Origin of the sequence: Methylomonas sp. EFPC3 (genome assembly GCF_029643245.1) — a bacterium.
GTDB lineage: Bacteria > Pseudomonadota > Gammaproteobacteria > Methylococcales > Methylomonadaceae > Methylomonas > Methylomonas koyamae_B.
The window spans coordinates 3919899-3941284 of record NZ_CP116398.1 but is presented as its reverse complement, the minus strand read 5'-3'; the positions used below and the strand labels follow the sequence as shown (position 1 = coordinate 3941284).

The window sequence follows — 21386 nt, the reverse complement described above, 5'->3', positions numbered from 1 at the left end:
GCTTTCTGCATAAAACGTACCAGCAAATTTCAAGTAAACCGTAACAATGCCGCTATACTTAGGCGAACGTTATTCAGGGGGACATATGGCCGGAATCTTAGACGGAGTCGATCAACGAACCAAACTGGCTGGGCATAACCGATTCGAACTGCTTTTATTCAAACTGGTCAGCCGCCAGCGTTTTGGGATAAACGTGTTCAAAGTCCAGGAAGTCATTCAATGCCCCCCTTTGACCCAAATCCCAAACTCGCATTCGGTGATATGCGGCGTAGCCCATTTGCGCGGTAAAACCATACCGGTCTTGGATTTATCCATGGCCATCGGCATGCGCCCACTGCAGCGTGACGCGGGTTGCTACGTGATCGTTACTGAATACAACCGTTCCATCCAAGGCTTCTTGGTCGGCTCGGTAGACCGGATCATTAATATCGGCTGGGAACAAGTCAAAGCCCCACCCACCGGCACCGGCAAAGAAAGCTATCTAACGGCGGTCACCGAAGTCGAAGGCGAGCTGATCGAAGTCATCGACGTGGAAAAAGTCATGAAGGAAGTGATAGGCGGCCGGGAAGAAGCGTCGGCGGAGTCCATAGACCAGAACGTAATGAGCCAAAACGACCACATTCTGGTCGTCGACGATTCCTCGGTAGCCAGAAACCAGGTCAAACGGGTTTGCGAACAGATCGGCGTCGAATGCACCACACTCAAAGACGGGCAGGAAGCCTGGGAACACTTGTGCGCTCTGATTGCCGAAGGCACTAAAATCGAAGACCGATACTCCCTGATTATTTCCGACGTGGAAATGCCGCGAATGGATGGCTACACACTGGCAACCAAAATCAAAGCCGACCCGAACATGAAGCACATCTACGTGATCCTGCACACGTCGTTAAGCGGTGTATTCAATACTGCCATGGTCCAAAAAGTTGGAGCCAACGAGTTTCTAGCCAAGTTCGAGCCGGATTCGCTGATGCAAGCTATTCAAGCCCAACTAAGAGTCAGCCACGCCGAGCATTCCTGAGCAGGACAGCTCGGATTTTCACCCCACATGTTGACCTCGGCGGGCACCGAAAACTCACTGGACTTCGCCGGCAGTATATCGCCGGCCGACTACCAAACCATTCAACAGTTTCTCAGCCAAAACTGCGGTATCGAACTCGGCGACAACAAACAATATCTGGTCAAAAGCCGGTTGCAACCCTTGTTGGCCAAGTTCGAACTGTCCGGCTTCCCCGGCCTGGCGACGGCCCTGCAATCCAACGCATTCTCCGCCCAAAAACTGAGAAGCGCCGTAATCGATGCGATGACCACCAACGAAACCTTCTGGTTTCGCGACGAACGCCAATTCGCCGAATTGCGCGACACCGTACTGCCTCAACTCCTGGCACAAAAAAACGGCAGTATCCGCATCTGGTCGGCAGCCTGTTCGTCCGGCCAGGAACCCTATTCCATCAGCATCTGCGGCTTGGACGCATTGCGCGCAAGCGGCAAAAACCGGACGCTGCAAATTATCGGCACCGACATTTCCGAAGCGATTCTCGAAGACGCCAAGCGCGCCTGTTATTCCGACGCCGCACTGTCCCGGGGCATAGACGAAGCGGCTAAAGCCAGATATTTCCAGAAAAGTTACGACGGTTATCTGTTAAACGACGATGTAACCCGCCAAGTTCGGTTTCAGCAGTTCAATCTCTTGAAATCCTTCACCGCTCTAGGCCGGTTCGACATCATTTTTTGCCGCAACGTACTGATTTATTTTTCCGACACCATCAAGCGCGACATTTTGACGCGAATGGCCGACAGCCTGGAGCCGGGCGGCTATTTGTTTCTGAGCAGCACCGAAGCCATGCCGACCGGGATCGGCACATACGAATTGGTCCGTTCCGGACTTGCCACTTATTTCCGAAAACCGGACTGATACGGCGCCGACTTCTTGACGGCTCCGGCAACCGGCAAGTTTTTGCCGCCCGCAGCCCAACACTGGATTTTGACGCCAAAATAGCCCCTCATCGCCGCCACCCAACTGAAAATTAAATAATTTTTTTTTCAGGCACGCTTACTGCTATTTTATTAAAAAAACCAGCAAGGTGGCAATCATGGCAATCAACTTCAACAACGCTTTGGGTATACACCCGCAAGCCCTGATGCTTCGCGAGAAACGCGGAGAAATACTGGCGTCTAACCTGGCCAATGCCGATACGCCGGACTACAAGGCCCGCGACCTCGATTTCAAAGCCGTATTCCAACAAACGCTTAGCGACGGCGGTGGCGAGCTGAAGCGCAGCCACAGCGGCCATCTGGCCGGACAGCACAATGTCCTCGGCGCCGACCTGTTGTACCGCAACCCGCAGCATGCCTCGCTCGACGGCAATACCGTCGAAACCCATATCGAACAAGCCAAATATGCCGAAAACGCCGTGCAATACGAAGCCAGCCTGCGCTTCATCAACGACGATTTCCTGGGTTTGATGACCGCAATCAAAGGAGAATAGCCATGACTTCCTTACGCATATTCGACGTCGCCGGCAGCGGCATGAATGCCGAGAACCTGCGCCTGAATCTGGTAGCCAGCAACATGTCCAATGCCAACAGCGTCAGCAGCAGCATCGATCAGGTCTACAAATCGCGGCAGCCGGTGTTTGCCGCCGAATTAAAGAACATCATGGATAAAAACAACACCGCCAGCGGCGTCAATGTGTTGGGCGTCGTCGAAAACCAGGCCCCGCCGATCATGGAATACAACCCCAACCACCCCATGGCCGACGCCACCGGCTACATCTACAAACCCAACGTCAACACCGTCGAGGAAATGGCCAACATGATGTCCGCATCGCGCTCGTACCAAAACAACGTCGAGGTATTGAACACCGCGAAAAATCTGATTTTACAAACCCTGAAAATGGGCCGCTGAGGTGAACCATGAGCACAAGCGCTATCGACACATTTAACAACCTCGGCCTGGCCACGACCAACTCGTCCTCGTCGGCCAACAGCCAAAAACAAACGCTGGGCCAAGACCAGTTTCTGAAATTGCTGACCACACAGATGACACACCAGGATCCGTTGAAACCGATGGACAACGGCGAATTCCTGGGCCAGATGGCCCAGTTCAGCACCGTCTCCGGCATCCAGGACCTGCAGGCCTCTTTCAAGGAATTCGCCGGCTCGATCAGTTCCAATCAGGCCTTGCAAGCATCCGGACTGGTCGGCCGTTACGTGTCGGCACCAAGCGAAAGAGCCTTACTCGGCGCCGGCGGCAGCGTCTCCGGCGATTTCGAAATGCCGGCCAGTTCGCCGAATGTCGGCGTCAAAATCATCGACCCGGAAACCGGAGCAACCATCCGCGAAATCGATCTCGGCGCCGAATCCGCCGGCACAACCCGTTTCGAATGGGACGGGAAGGACAAGGCCGGAAATCTGGCCGACCCCGGCGTTTACAAGATTCAGGCATATGCCTACTTGGAGGGCAAAAACACCGTATTGCCAACCAACATCAAGTCCTTGGTGAAAAGCGTAACCATGGCCAACGGCAACACGGCCATGCAAGTCAACCTGGACGGCCTGGGCCCAGTTAAATTCAGCCAAATCAAACAGATACTGTAGGAGAAACGACATGCCATTTACCACAGCCCTCAGCGGCTTGAACGCCGCATCCAACAATCTGGCGGTGACCGGCAACAACATTGCCAACTCCAATACCGTCGGCTTCAAAAAGTCGCGTTCCGAATTCGCCGACGTCTACGCCGCCAGCTTGGGCGGCGTCAGCAGCATTACCCCCGGTGCCGGCGTCAAAGTCGCCAACGTCGCCCAGCAATTCAACCAGGGCAATTTACAATTCACCGACAACAACCTGGATTTGGCGATCAGCGGCGAGGGTTTCTTCACGCTGGCGAAAAGCCCGACCGAAACCAACGACCTGTCGTATACCCGCGCCGGCGAATTCAAATTGAACAAGGAAGGCTATCTGGTCAACAACCAAGGCAAGGCATTACTGGTTTATCGCCCCAATACCACTAAAGTCGAAGACGGTTTCAGTACCGGGGTCACCACGCCGGTACAAATCAATACTCTAACCGGCTTACCGTCAGCGACCGATAAGGTAGCCATCCAGTTAAATTTGGATGCGCAAGACGACTTCACGCCCAGCACACTGCCCTTCGACCCGGACGACAGCAACACCTATAACTCGCAAACCTCGACCACGGTCTACGACACGCTGGGTTCCCCACATATCTTGACCACCTACTTCGTCAAACTCGACCCGTCCACGGCGCCGACCACCGGTACTTCGGAATGGCTGGTCTATCACTACATGAGCGAACCCGCCACCCCAAATACCAAAACCGCGGTACCGGTAACATCTGGCCCGTTAGGCGGCACCACCCCGGAATCGGCTAAATTGACATTCGATTCCGGCGGCAAACTGATCACCCCGTTGGACGGCAAATTCGGCTTGTCCAGCTACGTGATCAATCCGCCAACCGGAGCCGCCGACATAAAAATCGACACTATGAACTTCTTCGGCACCACCCAGGTTCAGCAAAAGTTCAGCGTCAACGGCATGACGCAGAATGGTTTACCGGCGGGGCGTCTGACCGGTATCGACATCGACGACGAAGGCGTGATATTTGCCCGCTTCAGCAACGGCGGCTCGCAAACCATGGGTAAAGTCGCGTTGACGCGTTTCGCCAACAACAACGGGTTGGCGAAACTGGGCGACACCTCCTGGGGCCAAAGCGCCAATTCCGGCGAGCCGATTCCGGGCCAGGCCGGCGCCAACAACTTCGGATCGATTCAAGCCGGCGCCTTGGAAAGCTCCAACGTCGATTTGTCGGCGCAGCTGGTGAACCTGATCGTCGCGCAACAGGCCTACCAAGCCAACGCCCAGACCATCACCACCGAAAACAGCATCATGCAGACCATCTTGCAGATTCGATAATTAAAGGAGGCCACTCATGGACCGTAGCCTTTACATTGCGATGAACGGCGCCAAGCAAACCCTGATGGCGCAATCGGCCAACGCCAATAATCTGGCGAACGCACAAACCACCGGCTTCAAGTCGGACTTCGAGCAATTTCGGGCCATGCCCAGCTTCGGCCCGGGCTATCCGGCCCGGGTGTACTCGATGGCCGAACGCCCGGGCACGGATTTGTCGAACGGTTCGATCTACCATACCGGCCGCGAACTCGATGTCGCAGTGGAAGGCCAGGGCTGGATCGCCGTCACCGGCAAGGACGGCAAAGAAGCCTACACCCGGGCCGGCGACTTGCGGTTGACGCCGGAAGGCCTGCTGCAAACCGGCGCCGGCCTGTCGGTGCTCGGCGAAGCCGGGCAACCGATCGCGGTACCGCCGGCACAGAAGGTCGAGATCGGCAAGGACGGCACCATCAGCATCGTGCCGCAAGGCGTCAATGCCACCAATACCGTGCTGGTAGACCGGATCAAGCTGGTCAATACCGACCTGGCCAACCTGGAAAAACTGGAAGACGGCCTGATGCACCCGAAGCAAGGCGGCGTGCTGCCGGCCGACGCCAACGTCACCCTGGTCCAAGGCGCGCTGGAATCCAGCAACGTCAACGCCATGGCGGCGATGGTGGAGATGATCGAGCTGTCCAGAAGCTTCGACATGCAATCTAAGGTCATGAAAGATATAGACGAAAACGCCGCTGCCGCCGCCAAGTTAATGCAAGTGGCATAAATCCTGCTTTACTCCTGATAAGACAAAAAATCGTCAGATCAGGAGGCTGTCATGACAGAACGAGCACTATGGGTCGCAAAGTCCGGATTGGACGCCCAACAAACCCGCATGGCGGTTATTTCCAATAACCTGGCCAACGTCAACACCACCGGCTTCAAGAAAGCCAGACCGATATTCGCCGATCTGATGTACCAAAACGTACGTCAGGCCGGCGCCCAATCGACCCAGAACACCCAATTACCAACCGGCCTGCAACTCGGCACCGGGGTGCGCACCGTCGCTACCGAGAAAATCCATACCCAAGGCAATATCTTGCAGACCGGCAACTCGCTGGACATTGCCATCAGCGGCCGCGGCTTCATTCAGATTTTGCAACCGAACGGCGACATCAATTACACCCGCGACGGTTCGTTCAAGATGGACTCCACCGGCCAATTGGTGACCTCCAACGGCATGCTGCTGGAACCCGCCATCACCATCCCGCAGGACGCCCTCAGCATCACCATCGGCCAGGACGGCACGGTTTCGGTGACCCAACCCGGCGCCGCCGCGGCCAACCAGATCGGCCAGATCCAGATCGCCGATTTCGTCAATACCGCCGGCCTGGAACCGATCGGCGACAACCTGTTTCGCGAAACCGTCGCCAGCGGCGCACCGATCATCGGCAATCCCGGCGAGAACGAACTGGGCCAGATGATTCAGGGCTCACTGGAGACTTCCAACGTCAACGTGGTCGAAGAACTGGTCAATATGATCGAAACCCAGCGCGCTTACGAAATGAACTCGAAAGCCATTTCCACGACCGACCAGATGCTGTCCTTCGTCACGCAACAACTCTAATTCAGGACCAAGGCCATGAAAAACCGTAACCACATCCAGCGGCAAGCCGGCGGCAAATTTTTGCTGCTGGCGGCAATACTGTCGCTACTGGCCGGCTGCGACACGCTGCCGAAACGCGACCCGGACTTCGCCCCGGTGCAACCCGCCGATCTGCGGCCGCCGCAACAAAACAACGGCGCCATCTATCAGGCCGGTTACGACATGCGTTTGTTCGAAGACCATGCCGCGCGCCGAGTCGGCGATATCCTGACGGTAACCTTCGACGAAAATACCAACGCCACCAAGCAGGCCAATTCCAAAGCCAGCAAGAAAAGCGATATCAAAGCCAGCGGCAGCGCGCCGACCATCTTCGGCCTGGCCAGTTCCGCCCTGCTCGGGCACGATTTGGCAACGTCGCTGGATTACAGCATGGACCGGGCGTCGGAAGGCAAAGGCGACGCACGGCAAAGCAACCGTTTGACTGGCGACATCAGTGTCACTGTTGTCGACTTACTGCCCAACGGCAACCTGCGGGTCCGCGGCGAAAAACGCGTGACCCTGAACGACGGCAGCGAATACGTCCGCCTGTCCGGCATCGTCCGGCCGATCGATATCAACGTTGCCAACACCATTCCGTCCAGCAAAGTGGCCGACGCCACCATCATGTACACCGGCGACGGTGCGCTGGCCGACAGCAGCAAACCCGGCTGGATCACCCGAATTTTGTCCAGCCCGATCTTCCCGTTCTGATCCGGCCAGGAGAACATCATGAAACATTTAATTTTTCTGCTTCTGCTGCTCGGTGCCGGTCAGGCCCAGGCCGAACGCATCAAAGACATCGCCTCCATTGCCGGCGTCCGTACCAACCAGTTGGTGGGCTACGGCCTGGTGACCGGCCTGGACAAAACCGGCGACAAAACCAAGTTTACCGGCCAGAGCTTGCGCAGCATGATGGGCAAACTGGGCATGACCTTACCGCCGGATATCGACCCAAAATCGAAAAACGTGGCCTTGGTCAGCATCCACGCCGATTTGCCGGCCTTTGCCAAACCCGGCCAAAAAATCGACGTTACCGTATCGTCGATGGGCGACGCCAAAAGCCTGCGCGGCGGCTCGTTATTGATGAGTCCGTTACGCGGTGCCGACGGCAACGTCTATGCCATGGCGCAAGGCAATCTGGTCGTCGGCGGCCTCAGCGCCGGCGGCCAGGACGGTTCCAAAGTTACGGTCAACAATCCGCTGGTCGGCCGGATTCCAAGCGGGGCGACGGTGGAACGCATCGTCCCGACTTCGTTCGATCAAAGCCCGGATATGGTGTTCAACCTGAACACCTCCGACTTTACCACCGCCCAGCGCATGGCCGATTCGATCAACAAAACCCTGGGGGCCGATACCGCGCAAGCCATAGACGCTACCTCGATCAGCGTCCGCGCCCCGGTCAATCCGGCGCAACGGGTCGGCTTCGCCTCGGTCATCGAAAACATCGAACTGGCACCGGACGATGCGCCGGCCAAAGTGATCGTCAATTCGCGCACCGGCACCGTCATTATCAACAGCAAGGTGCGGGTGCAACCGGCAGCGGTATCGCACGGCAGCCTGACGGTGACGATCAGCGAGAATCCGCAAGTCAGCCAACCCAATCCGTTGTCGGGCGGCAGCACCGTGGTGACTCCGCAATCCAACGTCGAGGTCAAGGAAGATAAGAACCACATGTTCGTGTTCAATCCCGGCGTGTCTTTGGACGAAATCGTGCAGGCCGTCAACGGCGTCGGCGCCGGCCCCAGCGACTTGGTGGCGATCCTGGAAGCGCTGAAATCGGCCGGCGCGTTACGTGCCGAATTGATCGTGATTTAACGCTAACCGGCACGTTGTTTTAAACCGGTTTGGGGGGATTCCTTATGTTGAATGCAGACAGCGCCGCGGTATACACCGACTTTAACAGCCTGGCGAAATTGAAACAGAGCGCCCGCGAGCAATCGCCCGCCGCCGTCAAGGAAGTCGCCAAGCAATTCGAATCGCTATTTCTGAGCATGATGATGAAGAGCATGCGCGACGCCAAACTGGCCGACGGCATTCTCGACAGCCAGCAAAGCCAGTTTTACCGCGATATGTACGACCAGCAAATGGCCATGCATCTGGCCGGCAAACCGGGGGTAGGCTTCGCTGATTTGATCGCCAAACAACTGTCGCCGAAAGCTGCTGAGGAAGACGAAAAAGATCCGAAACTGGCCACGAACGAAGTGTTGAACCGGGCCGCAGGTACCGGCAGCGCTACGCAACCCGACCGCCCGCAAACGCTTTCCGGCGGCGGCACAAGCGACGGCGAACCCTTGGAAAGCTCCGGCCTGGATAGCTTGGAGCGCAGTCTGGCGATGCTCGAACGTAGCCAGAATGCGATGGCCGACCGCTGGCAACACCTGGAACAGGATTTGCGGGCCGTACAAACCGCCGGCAGCGACGCACTGTCCTCCAAAGACGAGTTTATCGGCCAATTGCGGCCGCACGCCCAGGAAGCCGCCAAAGCGCTGGGCGTCGACCCTAATCTGTTGCTGGCGCAAGCGGCACTGGAAACCGGCTGGGGCCAAGCCGTGATTAAAAACGGCCGCGGCGAGAACAGTTTCAACCTGTTCAACATCAAAGCCGACAAGTCCTGGCAGGGCAAGCAGACCAAAGCCTTGACGCTGGAATTCGATGGTGCCAGCGCCCGAAAAGAAATGGCCGGCTTCCGCGCCTACGGTTCTTACAAACAAAGTTTTGACGACTACGTGAACTTCATCAAAAGCAATCCGCGTTACAGCGAAGCGCTGAAAAAAGCCGGCAATGCCGGCCAATACATCCGCGAACTGCAACAGGCCGGCTATGCCACCGATCCGCGCTATGCGGAAAAAGTGATGAGCATTTACCACAACCAAAGCGCCGCCGGGGTGGCGGCTTTACCCGACGCGGGCTAGGAGGCGATTATGTCGATGGGCATCTTGGGTACGGCTCTTTCGGGTCTGACTGCGTTTCAACGCTCGCTGGAAACCACCAGCAACAACATCGCCAACGCCAATACCGACGGCTATAGCCGGCAGCGGGTGGAACTGGCCACCCGGCCGGAGCAATTCAACGGCGCCGGCTACATGGGTAACGGCGTGGACGTGGCCAATATCACCCGCAGCTACGACCAATTCATCACCAACCAAGTCCGGTCCAGCACGGCAACCTACCACGACCTGAACAGCTTTTACGGCCTGTCGGCGCAAGTCGACAATATCACGGCCGACAACAAGACCGGCTTGGCGCCGGCACTGAAAAGCTTTTTCGACGCGGTAGACGGCGTCGCCAACGATCCGACCTCGATTGCCGCGCGGCAGGTGATGCTGACCCAAACCCAGTCGTTGACGCAACAGTTCAATACCATGAGCGAGCGTTTCGGCAACCTACGTACGCAAGTCAACCAAAACCTGGCCAGTGCGATAGACGAAGTCAACGGTTACGCCAAAACCATTGCCGAGCTCAACGTCAAAATCGTTGCCGACATCGGCCGCTCCACCGGCAAACAACTGCCGAACGAGCTATTGGATCAGCGCGACCAATTGCTGACCAAAATGGCCGAAAAGGTCGACGTCAGTTACGTGCCTCAAGCCGACGGCTCGATCAACGTGTTTATCGGTAAGGGCCAATCGCTGGTATTGGGCAGTTACGCCGCAACCTTGTCCTTACAAGGCGACAGCATGGACGCCGACCACAAACAGCTGATCCTGAACGGCCAAGACATTTCCAAACAAATTTCCGGCGGCAGCATCTACGGCAATCTGCGGTTCCGCGACCAGGTGCTGGACCCGGCTCAGCAACAACTGGGCTTGTTGGCGACCGGCCTGGCCACCGAGTTTAACAACCTCCATCGCGCAGGTTACGATCTAAGCGGTCCACCGGCAGCCACCGGGGTGGATTTATTCGACCTCGGCTCGCCCAGCGTGCAAGTACAAGGGCCTCCGGGCAACAATGCCGGCGCCGTCGCCAGCTTCGTTGCGCCGACTTCCGCCGCCAACCTGGGTGCTTCCTACAAACTGGAAGTCACCAGCACCGCTCCCGATACGTTTACCCTGACCAATCTGAGCGACAACACGGTCTACACACCGCTCAGCGCATCGGATCTGAGCGATCCGGCGCCGGCGGTAGCAGCGGCCAACGGCTTTAACATCAGCTTCAGCGGCACATTGACCATCGGCGACTCCTTTACGATCAGCCCCAACTTCAATGCCGCCGCCAATTTGAAATTGAACAGCGCGATCACGAATCCGAAACAAATCGCCGCTGCCAGCGCTGCCGACTTACCGGGCGATAACAGTAATGCCTTGAAATTGGCCAATCTGGAAACCAAGACCAGCATGCTGAGCGGTAAAGCCAGCTTCGGCCAAGTCTACGGACAACTGGTGGCCGACGTCGGCTCGCAAACCCACGCCGCCTCGGTCGGTCGCGAAGCTCAGGATACCTTGTTGAAACAAGCCACCGGCGCCCAACAAAATATCTCCGGAGTCAATCTGGACGAGGAAGCCGCCAACTTGATCAAATTTCAGAACTCGTACCAAGCCGCTGCTAAAGCGGTATCGGTCGCCAATGCCATGTTCGACACCCTGATTGGGGCCTTTCGTTAGGAGATTAGCATGCGTATTTCAACTTCCTGGAATCATCAGCTCGGCTTGAGTGCGATGCTGGATCAACAATCGAAGCTCAACGAAACCCAGTTGAAACTGTCGTCCGGCAAAAAATATTTGAACCCGGCCGAAAACGCGGTGGCGGCGACCAGCATGCTCAGCCTGGAGCAAAACATAAAGGAAAACCAGCAATACCAAACCAACATCGGAGTGGCGCGGCAACGGCTGGACCTGCAAGAGTCGAATCTGGCAAACGCGACCGACGTCTTGCACCGGATCCGCGAGTTGACGGTACAGGCGCTGAACGACACCAATACTCAAACCAACCGCAAGCAAATCGCGATGGAAATCGACGAGTTGAACAAGCATTTGCTCAGCATCGCCAACACCAAAAACGCCAACGGCGAGTATTTGTTTTCCGGCTACGCCAGCGATAAGCCGGCCTTTACCGACACCCCGGATTACGCTTATCTGGGCGACGGCAACCAACGCCAAATCGGCATCGGCCCCAACCGGGTCGTCACCGACGGCGATCCCGGCGAAGCGGTGTTCGGCACGATCCAGTTGGCACCACTGAGCGCCGGGTCGATCGACAACGTATTGCAAGCGGTCGCGCAGTTATCCAGCGATTTGAAGGCCAACACGCCGAATAAAAGTTCGCTGGACGATATCGACCGGGCGCTGGTTCGTTTCGACAATATCCGCGCCTCGACCGGTGCCCGGCTGAATGCATTGGACGGTCAGGAAAACCTGAACGCCGACTATATTCTGGACAACAAAGCGACTGCATCCGACATCGGCGATTTGGACTACGCCGAAGCCCTGAGCAAATTCAATCAGCAACAGATCTCGCTACAAGCCGCGCAGCATGCGTTCACCAAGGTGCAAAACCTGTCGCTGTTCAACTACATATCCTGAGCCCTCGCCGGCCGGCGCGGCCGGGACTCAACTGAAGAATCCCAGCGCCTTCAGCTTGACGACCAGACGCCGGGTGAATTCGGCCTTGTCGCGCTGGTCCAGATGCGCGCCATCCGGCAACGCGAAATCAAATTCCGGATAATCCCAGCAATTAAAGGCAAGCGCCGGACTATGCCCCGCAAACACGTCCCAGCCTGCCTCTCGCGGAAAACGGTATTCCTCTATGGTTCTGACCAGAGCCGTCGACGGGAAATTGATAAAAGCCAGATTGCTGCCCTTGTTCTTGATTTGCCGGGCAAGGTCGTTGGTATAGGCGAATTGGTCCGCGGACAATTGCACCGCAGCCGACTGCCTTAGTTTGTCGCCGACGGCCTGCTCGAACTTCTGCTGTGTATCGATGCCGGCCATATTGATCGGCTGCCCCAAGCTGCGTAGCACCCGGTTGATGTAAAAACCGGGTTGTTCCACGAGCTCATAGTCGGCGTCGCGTTCGCGGTTGGCATCCGTTTTTAAATAAAGCGGCCTGACTTTACCCGGTGTGGTCAGCCGTTTGAACAATTCCAACGGCGGAATGCCGCCGCCGTATAACGCCAACTGCTGTTGAACCTGGCTTTTCAACAAGGTTTCCAATTTGGCCGACACCAGATCCTTGTATTTTCGGTGATAGAACTCCACCCATTCTTCGGCGCGGTCGCGCGGCCGATTTGCAGTCAGTTTCCAAACGTCGCCCGACACCAACAGTTTGCCGGTGATTGCGGGGTCGCGAGCCAGATCGGCCAATACCGGTAAAAACTCCGAGCCGTCTATCGCCAGTTGCACCGGCATCAGACCGGTCTCGGCCGCCAGCACGTCCAGATCCATGCCCAATTGCATCCGCGAGTCGCCCACCAAAACCAAAGCCCGCTTACCCAATAGCGCCGCCTTACCGCGTTGCGCCGCCCACAACTCTTTACTGTCCTGCACGGTCGGCTGAAAGCCGATTTGCCGCAGCCGGAGTTCGACCACGGCCAATAACAATACGGCCGCCAGCAAGCCGAGGCCAAATGCGCGCTTGACGGCGGGCTTGGGTAACCGATCGCTAGAATTGGAAATAAATGAAGGCACGACTGTCACCGTTGGAAAATATGACGACGGAAGTTGTTAAAACGGCGATCAGCGCGCCGCGAACCATCGGCGAAAACCGTTGGAAGATTTGTTCCAGCCGAATTTCGCGGGCGAGAATATGCCAGAGCAGCATGGCCGCGACGATGCCGGCCACCGCGATGCGGCTGGACTGAGCCAGGACGGCAGCGCCATCGCTCCGGACCAATGCGGCCGCCATCGCTGCCAGGTTTTCGAAGCCCTGAGCCCGAAACGGAATCCAGGTTAACGACACCAACAAAAATGTCGCCAACATCAGCGCCAGTTTCGCGGCAGAACTTTCAAGGCGAAACCCTGCGGCGTGTTTCAAGCCGTGTTCCACCGCCAAAAACGTGCCGTGAATCACGCCCCACAAAGCAAAGGTCCAGGCAGCGCCGTGCCACAAACCGCCCAGAACCATGACCAGCAGTAAGTTAAAACCGGTCCGCAACGGGCGGACGCGGTTACCGCCCAGACTGAAATAAAGGTAATCCCGCAGCCAGCTCGATAGCGAAATATGCCAGCGCCGCCAGAAATCGGAGAAGCCCAACGCGCCGTAAGGACAATGGAAATTATCGGGCAGGCTGAAGCCCAAGGTCATCGCCGCCCCGATCGCGCACAGTGAGTAGCCGGCAAAATCGAAAAAGATCTGCCCGGAAAAGGCCAGCACCGCCAACCAAGCATCCGCCGCACCGAAGGCTGCGGGATCGGCATAGACTTGGTCCACCACCGGCGCCAAGCCGACGTCGGCCAGTATGGCTTTGGCGAACACGCCGAACAAAAACAAGGTCAAACCCCAGACGAACTGGTCGGCACCGGTTTGCCGCGGCGTCTTGCATTGCGGTAAAAATTGCGGCGCCCTGACGATGGGGCCGGCCACCAATTGCGGAAAAAATGTCACGAACAAGGAAAAGTCGAGCAAGCTGGTTTCCGCAGCGATTTTGCGTTGATAGACGTCCAGGGTGTAGGACAGGCTTTGAAAGGTATAAAACGAAATGCCGATCGGCAGGACGATGCCTAAAGGTTGCGGCTGGTAGCCTATGCCGAACCAAGCCAAGATTTCGGCAGCGGTTTGATTCAGGAAATCGGCATATTTGAAAAACCCCAGAAACCCCAGATTGACCAGCAGGCTTACCGCCAATAATGCCTTACGCCGCGACTGATGCTGCGCCGCGCCGATCAGCTTGCCCAAACAAAAATCGACATTGGTCGAAATCCACAGCAACACGACAAACGGCGGGTTCCAGGCCGCGTAAAACAAGTAACTGGCGATCAACAGCATCAATTTGCGGCCGCGCCAATCCCGGATCGAGTAATACAAGGCCAGAACGACCAGCCAAAAAATCAGAAATAAAAACGAGTCGAATTGCATAAAGACGTTGCTGACCGAGGCCGGAACGGACGGCCGCCGAAAAAGTTTCGGCTAAGCGTAGTCCATAGCGGCAAATCCGGCAGCACGCGGGCCGAATAATCCGGCTTGCGCCGGTTATCTGCCCGGCAGATTAGGTCTTGCGCGCAGCGATGGCCTGGCTCAGTTGGTATACCGCCATCGCATAAAGCGGGCTGTGGTTGTAGCGGGTGATGACGTAGAAGTTATGCAATCCAAGCCACAAATCCTCGCCGGCCTGTTGCTGATAACTCAACAGTTTGACCTTTTCGGTACCGGCCAATTGCGGCGGTAACTCAACCTGCAACTGGCGTAGCTCGGCCACGCCGATATCGGGTTTGACGCCTTTGCTCAAGGCCTGCCGATAGGCTTCGCCCTTGGCGGAAACCGGATAGGCTACCGGTGCGCCCGGCTGCCACTGGTTGCGCACGAAATAATGGGCAACGCTGGCGATGGCGTCGGCCGGATTGGTCCAGATATCGCGCTTGCCGTCGCCGTCGAAATCCTTGGCAAAGCTGCGGAAACTGCTGGGCATGAATTGCGGGAATCCCATCGCTCCGGCATAGGAACCCATCGGTTGCAACGGATCCATGTGCTCTTCCCGCGCCAGCACCAGGAATTGCTCGAGTTCCTTCAGAAAGAACTCGCTACGCGGCGGATAGGCGAAACCGAGCGTGGCTAACGCGTCGATCACCCGGTATTTGCCGGTATGGGCACCGTACTTGGTTTCGACGCCGATGATGGCGACGATGATTTCGGCCGGCACGCCGTACTGGCGCTCCACCGCTTGCAAGGCCGCGGCATTGTCTTTCCAGAATTGCACACCGCCGGCGATGCGGGCTTCGGTCATGAAAATTTCCCGGTATTGAAACCAGGGCTTGCCTTCGGCCGGTTTGGACATCGCATCCAGAATCGGCTGCTGGATATTCACGGCTTTGAACAGCGTGCGCAATTCCGTTTCGTTGAACCGGTGCTGCTTGGCCATGTGTCTGACGAAGGCGTTAAACGAATCGGTCGGCGCGATTTCCGCGGCAACCGGGCCGATGCCGATTAACGACAGCAGCAGAACCGTAAATTTGGTTTTCATAGTCATGGCAAAGTTCTATAAAAATGGCCCGGCCGACGACCGGGCGTGCGTTATACCGGCAACAACTTCCGGTGGGTGTGGATGGACATCAAAATACCGAAACCGGCCATCAATGTCACCATCGACGTGCCGCCGTAACTGACCAGCGGCAGCGGCACGCCGACCACCGGCAATATGCCGATCACCATGCCGATATTGACGAACACATAGACAAAAAAGGTAAACGACAGGCTGCCGGCCAGCAATCGGCAATAGGTATCCTGAGCCTGCACCGCGATATAAAAGCAGCGACTGATCACCAGCAAGTACAACAGCAGCAGGCCGACGCAGCCGAACAAACCGAACTCTTCGGCGAAAACCGCGAAGATGAAATCGGTGGAACTCTCCGGCAGAAAATCCAATTCGGCCTGGGTACTGCCCAGCCAACCCTTGCCGTTGATGCCGCCCGAACCGATCGCGATTTTCGATTGAATGATATGGTAACCGGTGCCCATCGGATCGGCCTCCGGATTGAACAGCGTCAACACCCGGTTGCGCTGGTATTCGCGCATGAAGTGCCACAGAATCGGTGTCGACGCCGCCAGCCCGACCACCGCGCTCAACATGAACCACCAGGACAAGCCGGCAAAAAACAGCACCGCCGCCCCCGAGCTGGCCACCAACAACGCCGTCCCCAAATCCGGCTGTTTGGCGATCAACAGCACCGGCACCAGCAACAGGCCGGCCGCGATCATCACGTGTTTGGGTTTGGGCGGCAACGAGTGCTCGGCCAAATACCAAGCCACCATCATCGGCGCGCTGATTTTAGTGAACTCGGACGGCTGAAACCTAAAAAACCCCAAATCCAGCCAACGTTGAGCCCCCATACTGATCTGGCCGATGACCGCCACACCAACCAGCAACAGCACACATACCGAGAACAACACGACGGAAAAACTCTGAAACCGGCGCGGATTGATATGCGCCAACACCGTCATCAAACCGATCGCCAAGCCGGCGCGGCTGGCATGCCGCACCAGCATCGAAACTTGCTGGCCGCCGGCGCTGTACAAAATCACGCAACTCAATGCCAAGATCATCAGCAAACCGATGAATAGCGGTATGTCGATATGCAATTTACGCAGTAGGCTGCCAAGCAACGACGGCGCCTGGAATTGCTCGTTGCGCATTTCGTGTCTCATGGCGCGGCATCCTTGGGCTGATTAAGGTAAGCGTCGATAATTTCGGCCGCAATCGGCGCGGCAACCGAACCGCCGTGGCCGCCATGCTCGGCGATCACCGCAACGGCGATCTGCGGATCGTGCACCGGCGCCAAGGCGATAAACAAGGCATGGTCGCGCATTTTGAAATCGATCGCGTCCTCGTTGTACTTTTCCTCCTGCTTGACCGTGAACACCTGTGCCGTTCCGGTTTTGCCGGCAATCTGGTAATTGATGTTTTTTGCGATCAATTTCGCCGTGCCGCGCGGGCTGTGCACCACATTGGTCATGGCGCGGAGGATGTTGTCCACATTGGCCGGCTTCAACGGAATGTCGGGGACGATACGCAGTTCGGGCGGTGCAGCATAGTCGGGCGTGATAATTTCATGGGCCAGATGCGGGTTGACTACTTTGCCGTAATTGGCCAGCGTCGCGGTAGCGCGCGCCAACTGCAACGGCGTCACCTGGGTATAGCCCTGGCCAATCCCGGTAATCACCGTCTCGCCGGGAAACCAGGCTTGGTTGCGATACCGCCGTTTCCATTCCTTGGACGGCATCAGGCCGTCGACCTCTCCCACCAGATCGATACCGCTCTTTTCGCCGAAACCGAATTTGTTCATGAAACTGGACATTCTGTCGATGCCCAGGGCCATCGCCAAGTCGTAAAAATACACATCGCAGGATTCGGTGATCGCTTCGTTCATATCGACCATGCCGTGCCCCCATTTCTTCCAATCCCGGTATTTATGATCGACGTTGGGCAATTTGTAATAGCCGGGGCAAAACAAACGGTGGCCGTAATCGATCACGCCGTACTCCAGGCCGGCCAGCGCATAGAACGGTTTCATCGTCGATCCGGGCGGGTACAAGCCGCGCAAGGCCCGGTTGTATAGTGGCTGATCCTCGGAATCCTTCAAGGACTTGTAATCCTTGGCCGAGATGCCGGACACGAACGGATTCGGGTCGAAACCGGGCCGGCTGGCGAACACCAGCACCCCACCGGTCTTGATTTCGATTGCCACCGCGGCGCCGTTATATTCCTGTAGCGCGTTGTAAGCGATTCTTTGCAAATCGATATCCAGCGTCAAATAAATATTGGAGCCGGCCACCGGCTCCACGGTCGACACGGTGCGTAAGGCCCTAGACTGGGCGTTGGTTTCGATCTCTTCGTAGCCGGCGGTACCGAGCAAATGGCTTTCGTAATATTTTTCGATGCCGATTTTGCCGATCTGGTCGGTGCCGCGGTATTGCTCCAGCGGCAGCTTTTTCAGCTCATCCTCGCTGATCCGGCCCACGTAACCGACCACGTGCGCCGCCAAGTCGGCGTAGGGGTAATGCCGCACCAGCCGGGCATAAACATCGACGCCGGGGAAATACGGCCGCACCACGGCAAACTTGGCGACATCCTCGTCGGTCAGATTTTGCAGCAACGGCGTCGTGGTAAAGGATTTATTGCGCTTGCGCAGCTTATGGAAGGCGTCGATTTTTTCGTCGGAAATATTCAACAACTGCTGCAACCGCTTCAGGGTATCGTCCAGGTCGCCGATCTGTTCCGGGATCAATTCCAGGCTGTAAGTCGGCACGTTTTCCGCCAACATCCGGCCTTTGCGGTCGTAAATCACGCCCCGGGTCGGCGGCAGCGGCGAAATTTTGATGCGGTTGTCTTTGGAGAGCGTGGCGTAGTGCTCGTGACCGACCACCTGCAGATAAACCAGGCGCACCACCAGTCCGACTATCAGGAACAAGATCAAGATAAAAGCCGTAACGATACGGCTCAGAAACAGGCGGCTTTCCGCCAACGGGTCCTTGATCGCGAATTTTCTATCCATACCCGATCAGACGATGCGCGCCATGACCCGGATATAGCGCAACACCACAAACACCAGCGGCCAGGCCAAAGTTCCGCTCAGCACCGGATACCAGAACTCCAGCGGCAAACGGTTGCCGGCGCGCATGCTTTCCAATCCGAAAGTAACGCATTGCGATGCAAGCAGACAACACAACACCCACAGGCACTGTTGCACGATGGGGAATTGGCGCAGCCGGCGATGTTCGTTGATGCTGAAGTAACAGACCAGCGCATAGATCAATCCATACTGCCCCAATAACCGGCCGGTCAACACGTCGGTCAGCAGCCCCACGCTCCAAGCGGTAAACACTCCAAACCGTTCCGGCAAAGCAATCGACCAGTAAATCAACACCAAAACCACCCAATCCGGATTAAAGATGTCCATTGCCGGAAATAAGGACATCACCCTGAGCACCATCGCCGCAGCAACGGTAACCAGGAAATAGGTAGCCGCCAACAGGTCAAGGCGCGCCATTGGCACTCTCCCGTCCTTCCTGAACATCGGCCGGCGGCTTGCCCGGTTCGCCCAGCACCACCGGCGTCGAATGGCTCCAGACGATCAAGAACTCCCGGCTTTTTTCCAGATCGGCCTTGGGCGTGGCGTAAATATTGGCGAAAGACTTGTCCGGTCTGGCCTCGAACTTATCGACTACGGCGACCGGGTAACCCGCCGGAAACACACCGCCCAAGCCGGAGGTGACCAGCAAGTCGCCCGGCACGACATCGGCGTTATTTGCCAGGAACGGCAAGTGCAGACGGTTGGGTTGGCCGGTACCGAAGGCAATGGTACGCAATCCGTTGCGGTTGACTTGCACCGGAATGGCATGGTCGGGGTCGGTAATCAGCATCACCTCGGAACTGGACGGCAAGGCTCGGACCACCTGGCCGACGATGCCGTTGGCATCAAGCACCGGCTGTTCGGCGTGCACGCCAAAACGGGCGCCTTTATTGACCACCACGGTGTGCTCGTAAGGCGCCAGTTTCACCGAGACCAGCTCGGCTATCAATACCTGCTCGCCGAGTTGAAACGAGTTCTCCAGCAACATGCGCAGGCGGGTGTTTTCCTTTTCCAAGGCGGCCAGTTTCAACAATTTGGCGTCGTTGACGAATTGCTGCTCTTTCAAGCGGCGATTCTCTTTTTGCAACTCAACGAAGGAAATCACCGTGTCGGAGACGGAATGGGACAAGTCCACCGGCAAAGAAGCCAGAGCCTGCAAGGGGTAGGTCAGCACCGACAGCAAGGAACGCAAGCGGCTCAGCCGCTCGCTACGGTAATCGATCACCAGCATCGAAACGGAAACCAGCAACGCTACCAGCAACCGGGTATTTAGCGAAGGACCTTTGGCGAATAAAAGTTTGATGGCAAACCTCTAATGTCTAAACGCAACGTTCAAAATCGCCGCCAACGCGTGCGGAAGACGTCAAGCCCGGCTTGAAACAATACCGGGCCAGATACAAGTATGAATTAAGAAGGACGGGCTTTGGCCTCCGCACCAGCCCCGGCAGAAATGCTGTCGGATATTATTCCAAGGAAAACGCCGAAGCGCCTTTGGCGTCGAGCATTTCCAGCACCATACCGCCGCCGCGGGCGACGCAGGTCAAAGGGTCGTCGGCGATATAAACCGGCAAGCCGGTTTCCTCGGAGATCAAACGGTCGATATCTTTCAACAAAGCCCCACCGCCGGTCAACACAATACCGCGGCTGGCAACGTCGGCGCCGAGTTCCGGCGGAGTCTGCTCCAATGCCACCTTGACCGCGCTGACGATGCCGGACAACGGCTCCTGCAGCGCCTCCAGAATTTCGTTGCTGTTCAACGAAAAGCTGCGCGGCACGCCTTCGGCCAGATTACGGCCGGTGACCTGCATCTCCCGCACTTCGCTGCCGGGGTAGGCCGCGCCGATTTCGTGTTTGATTTTTTCCGCAGTGGCTTCGCCGATCAAGGTGCCGTAATTGCGCCGCACGTAGCTGATGATGGATTCGTCGAAGCGATCGCCGCCGATTCGTACCGAAGCCGAGTAAACGATACCGTTCAACGAGATCACCGCAACTTCGGACGTACCGCCGCCGATATCCAATACCATCGAACCGTGCGCGGCATCGACCGGCAGGCCGGCTCCGACCGCGGCCGACATCGGCTCTTCGATCAGGTAGACTTCGCGGGCGCCGGCCATCGCCGCCGACTCGCGAATCGCCCGCCGTTCGACCTGGGTCGAGCCGCAGGGCACGCAGATCAGGATGCGCGGGCTCGGCCGCAGCAATTTGTTTTCGTGTACTTTTTTGATAAAAAACCGCAGCATGCGCTCGGTGACGGCAAAGTCGGCGATCACGCCGTCTTTTAACGGCCGGATCGCGGTGATGTTACCGGGTGTGCGGCCCAGCATGTTTTTCGCGTCGGCGCCGATCGCGGCGATGGTTTTCTGGCCGCGAATTTTGTCTTCCTTGATTGCAACAACAGACGGTTCATTGAGTACGATGCCCTGGCCCGGAACATAAATCAGCGTATTTGCCGTTCCCAAATCGATTGACAAATCGTTGGAAAACAGGCCACGAATTCTTTTAAACATTTTGAGCAGTACCCTAAGCGCACACGGAAAATCCCGCTACTTTATCAATCAAGCGGGTATTTGAGCAAGATATAAAGTATCATAGTTTTACTAAGAAAACCTGGAGTTAG

At 56.9% G+C, this 21386-nt stretch carries 21 protein-coding genes; 13 read left to right on the top strand and 8 right to left on the bottom strand.

Going from position 1 to position 21386, the window contains the following annotated elements:
* Positions 1–85 precede the first annotated feature (85 nt).
* From PL263_RS17850 to flgL, 13 genes are all read left to right on the top strand, one after another.
* Complete coding sequence (locus tag PL263_RS17850) at positions 86–1018, top strand: chemotaxis protein CheV (RefSeq protein ID WP_140912464.1); 933 nt, start codon at positions 86–88, stop codon at positions 1016–1018.
* 27 nt (positions 1019–1045) lie between these two features.
* Positions 1046–1912, top strand: coding sequence for a protein-glutamate O-methyltransferase CheR (locus tag PL263_RS17845; RefSeq protein WP_278210633.1), 867 nt, complete (start codon positions 1046–1048; stop codon positions 1910–1912).
* Positions 1913–2090: 178 nt separating this feature from the next.
* On the top strand, positions 2091–2486 hold the full coding sequence (flgB, locus tag PL263_RS17840) for a flagellar basal body rod protein FlgB (RefSeq protein WP_140912466.1): 396 nt from the start codon (positions 2091–2093) through the stop codon (positions 2484–2486).
* A 2-nt stretch (positions 2487–2488) separates the two neighbouring features.
* Positions 2489–2905, top strand: a complete 417-nt coding sequence (gene flgC / locus PL263_RS17835) for a flagellar basal body rod protein FlgC (protein ID WP_140912467.1) — start codon at positions 2489–2491, stop codon at positions 2903–2905.
* An 8-nt stretch (positions 2906–2913) separates the two neighbouring features.
* On the top strand, positions 2914–3597 hold the full coding sequence (locus tag PL263_RS17830) for a flagellar hook assembly protein FlgD (RefSeq protein WP_278210630.1): 684 nt from the start codon (positions 2914–2916) through the stop codon (positions 3595–3597).
* Positions 3598–3607: 10 nt separating this feature from the next.
* Positions 3608–4933 carry a flagellar hook protein FlgE gene (gene flgE / locus PL263_RS17825; RefSeq protein WP_140912469.1) on the top strand — a complete coding sequence of 442 codons (1326 nt, stop codon included), beginning with the start codon at positions 3608–3610 and terminating at the stop codon, positions 4931–4933.
* 16 nt (positions 4934–4949) lie between these two features.
* On the top strand, positions 4950–5693 hold the full coding sequence (gene flgF / locus PL263_RS17820) for a flagellar basal-body rod protein FlgF (RefSeq protein ID WP_140912470.1): 744 nt from the start codon (positions 4950–4952) through the stop codon (positions 5691–5693).
* Between the two features lie 51 nt (positions 5694–5744).
* Entirely contained in the window at positions 5745–6533 is a 789-nt protein-coding gene (gene flgG, locus PL263_RS17815; RefSeq protein ID WP_140912471.1) for a flagellar basal-body rod protein FlgG, read from the top strand.
* A 15-nt stretch (positions 6534–6548) separates the two neighbouring features.
* Positions 6549–7262, top strand: coding sequence for a flagellar basal body L-ring protein FlgH (gene flgH / locus PL263_RS17810; protein ID WP_278210627.1), 714 nt, complete (start codon positions 6549–6551; stop codon positions 7260–7262).
* An 18-nt stretch (positions 7263–7280) separates the two neighbouring features.
* On the top strand, positions 7281–8366 hold the full coding sequence (locus PL263_RS17805; RefSeq protein ID WP_140912473.1) for a flagellar basal body P-ring protein FlgI: 1086 nt from the start codon (positions 7281–7283) through the stop codon (positions 8364–8366).
* A gap of 44 nt (positions 8367–8410) precedes the next feature.
* Entirely contained in the window at positions 8411–9463 is a 1053-nt protein-coding gene (gene flgJ / locus PL263_RS17800; RefSeq protein WP_278210626.1) for a flagellar assembly peptidoglycan hydrolase FlgJ, read from the top strand.
* Positions 9464–9472: 9 nt separating this feature from the next.
* On the top strand, positions 9473–11152 hold the full coding sequence (gene flgK, locus PL263_RS17795) for a flagellar hook-associated protein FlgK (protein ID WP_278210625.1): 1680 nt from the start codon (positions 9473–9475) through the stop codon (positions 11150–11152).
* Positions 11153–11161: 9 nt separating this feature from the next.
* Positions 11162–12070: a flagellar hook-associated protein FlgL gene (gene flgL, locus PL263_RS17790; protein WP_278210624.1), complete on the top strand. Its 909-nt coding sequence runs from the start codon at positions 11162–11164 to the stop codon at positions 12068–12070.
* A 27-nt stretch (positions 12071–12097) separates the two neighbouring features.
* Here the strand turns inward: flgL and PL263_RS17785 are convergent, their stop codons facing one another.
* From PL263_RS17785 to PL263_RS17750, 8 genes are all read right to left on the bottom strand, one after another.
* The gene (locus PL263_RS17785) at positions 12098–13174 is read right to left on the bottom strand and encodes a hypothetical protein (RefSeq protein WP_278210622.1); all 1077 of its coding nucleotides are present in this window, start codon (positions 13172–13174) and stop codon (positions 12098–12100) included.
* Positions 13149–14561 carry an MBOAT family O-acyltransferase gene (locus PL263_RS17780; protein ID WP_278210621.1) on the bottom strand — a complete coding sequence of 471 codons (1413 nt, stop codon included), beginning with the start codon at positions 14559–14561 and terminating at the stop codon, positions 13149–13151. The genes PL263_RS17785 and PL263_RS17780 overlap by 26 nt, the downstream gene beginning before the upstream one ends.
* A 130-nt stretch (positions 14562–14691) precedes the next feature.
* On the bottom strand, positions 14692–15669 hold the full coding sequence (mltB, locus tag PL263_RS17775; protein ID WP_278210619.1) for a lytic murein transglycosylase B: 978 nt from the start codon (positions 15667–15669) through the stop codon (positions 14692–14694).
* A gap of 44 nt (positions 15670–15713) precedes the next feature.
* Positions 15714–16844, bottom strand: a complete 1131-nt coding sequence (gene rodA / locus PL263_RS17770) for a rod shape-determining protein RodA (RefSeq protein WP_140912479.1) — start codon at positions 16842–16844, stop codon at positions 15714–15716.
* Positions 16841–18691: a penicillin-binding protein 2 gene (gene mrdA / locus PL263_RS17765; RefSeq protein ID WP_140912480.1), complete on the bottom strand. Its 1851-nt coding sequence runs from the start codon at positions 18689–18691 to the stop codon at positions 16841–16843. Before mrdA ends, rodA begins: the two co-directional genes overlap by 4 nt.
* A 6-nt stretch (positions 18692–18697) precedes the next feature.
* On the bottom strand, positions 18698–19186 hold the full coding sequence (gene mreD / locus PL263_RS17760) for a rod shape-determining protein MreD (protein ID WP_140912481.1): 489 nt from the start codon (positions 19184–19186) through the stop codon (positions 18698–18700).
* Entirely contained in the window at positions 19173–20000 is an 828-nt protein-coding gene (mreC, locus tag PL263_RS17755; RefSeq protein ID WP_278212892.1) for a rod shape-determining protein MreC, read from the bottom strand. The genes mreD and mreC overlap by 14 nt, the downstream gene beginning before the upstream one ends.
* A gap of 232 nt (positions 20001–20232) precedes the next feature.
* A complete protein-coding gene (locus PL263_RS17750; RefSeq protein ID WP_054760567.1) occupies positions 20233–21276 on the bottom strand; it encodes a rod shape-determining protein in 1044 nt (347 codons plus the stop codon).
* Positions 21277–21386: the final 110 nt, after the last annotated feature.